The sequence below is a fragment of the Exiguobacterium sp. s57 genome, assembly GCF_018617685.1.
Classification (GTDB): Bacteria; Bacillota; Bacilli; order Exiguobacteriales; family Exiguobacteriaceae; genus Exiguobacterium; species Exiguobacterium marinum.
Map to the genome: position 1 here is coordinate 1 of NZ_JACSKR010000013.1, position 900 is coordinate 900.

Consider the following 900-nt stretch of genomic DNA (forward strand, 5'->3'; position numbering starts at 1 on the left):
ATGGTGCGGTCGAGAGGACTTGAACCTCCACGGTGTTAACCACCACTAGGCCCTCAACCTAGCGCGTCTACCGATTCCGCCACGACCGCGTATTAAGATGGAGCGGAAGACGGGATTCGAACCCGCGACCCCGACCTTGGCAAGGTCGTATTCTACCACTGAACTACTTCCGCATAAGTATTTAGAGATGCGGGTGAAGGGACTCGAACCCCCACGTCAAAGACACTAGATCCTAAGTCTAGCGCGTCTACCAATTCCGCCACACCCGCATGTGAAATTACGTATTGAATAAAAAATTAATGAGAAATGGTGAGCCATGCAGGGCTCGAACCTGCGACCCTCTGATTAAAAGTCAGATGCTCTACCAACTGAGCTAATGGCTCATTAAAATTTTAATGGGGCGGCTGAAGGGAATTGAACCCTCGAATGCCGGAATCACAATCCGGTGCGTTAACCACTTCGCCACAACCGCCATGAAAAAATGGTGCCGGCGAAAGGATTCGAACCCTCGACCCTCTGATTACAAGTCAGATGCTCTACCAACTGAGCTACACCGGCGTGTTATATGGTGGCTTTGGACGGAATCGAACCGCCGACACAAGGATTTTCAGTCCTTTGCTCTACCAACTGAGCTACAAAGCCATACGTATTAAATTAAAAATGGCGGTCTCGACGGGATTCGAACCCGCGATCTTCTGCGTGACAGGCAGACATGTTAACCCCTACACCACGAGACCGTTTTAAGTCATATCGACTTTACCTATTTTAAAGGTCATATTATGTAAAGTCAATAACTTTTTTAAAAAAATAAAGCCTGGCAACGTCCTATCCTCACAGGGGGAGATCCCCCAACTACTTTCGGCGCTGAGACGCTTAACTTCCGTGTTCGGCATGGGAACG

The 900-nt window shown here is 48.9% G+C and carries 8 tRNA genes and 1 rRNA gene; all 9 read right to left on the reverse strand.

The features are described from left to right. Position 1: 1 nt before the first annotated feature. Positions 2 to 89: transfer RNA gene (locus KNO98_RS14550), tRNA-Leu, on the reverse strand. 9 nt (positions 90 to 98) lie between these two features. Then, positions 99 to 173: transfer RNA gene (locus KNO98_RS14555), tRNA-Gly, on the reverse strand. A gap of 15 nt (positions 174 to 188) precedes the next feature. After that, positions 189 to 269: transfer RNA gene (locus KNO98_RS14560), tRNA-Leu, on the reverse strand. 38 nt (positions 270 to 307) lie between these two features. Next, positions 308 to 383: transfer RNA gene (locus tag KNO98_RS14565), tRNA-Lys, on the reverse strand. Positions 384 to 396: 13 nt separating this feature from the next. Beyond that, a tRNA-His gene (locus KNO98_RS14570) sits at positions 397 to 472 on the reverse strand. 10 nt (positions 473 to 482) lie between these two features. Next, positions 483 to 558, reverse strand: a tRNA-Thr gene (locus KNO98_RS14575). Positions 559 to 566: 8 nt separating this feature from the next. Continuing rightward, positions 567 to 642 (reverse strand) — tRNA-Phe (locus tag KNO98_RS14580). 19 nt (positions 643 to 661) lie between these two features. Continuing rightward, positions 662 to 737 (reverse strand) — tRNA-Asp (locus KNO98_RS14585). 75 nt (positions 738 to 812) lie between these two features. Next, positions 813 to 900: ribosomal RNA gene (rrf, locus tag KNO98_RS14590) — 5S ribosomal RNA — on the reverse strand; the annotation flags it as partial.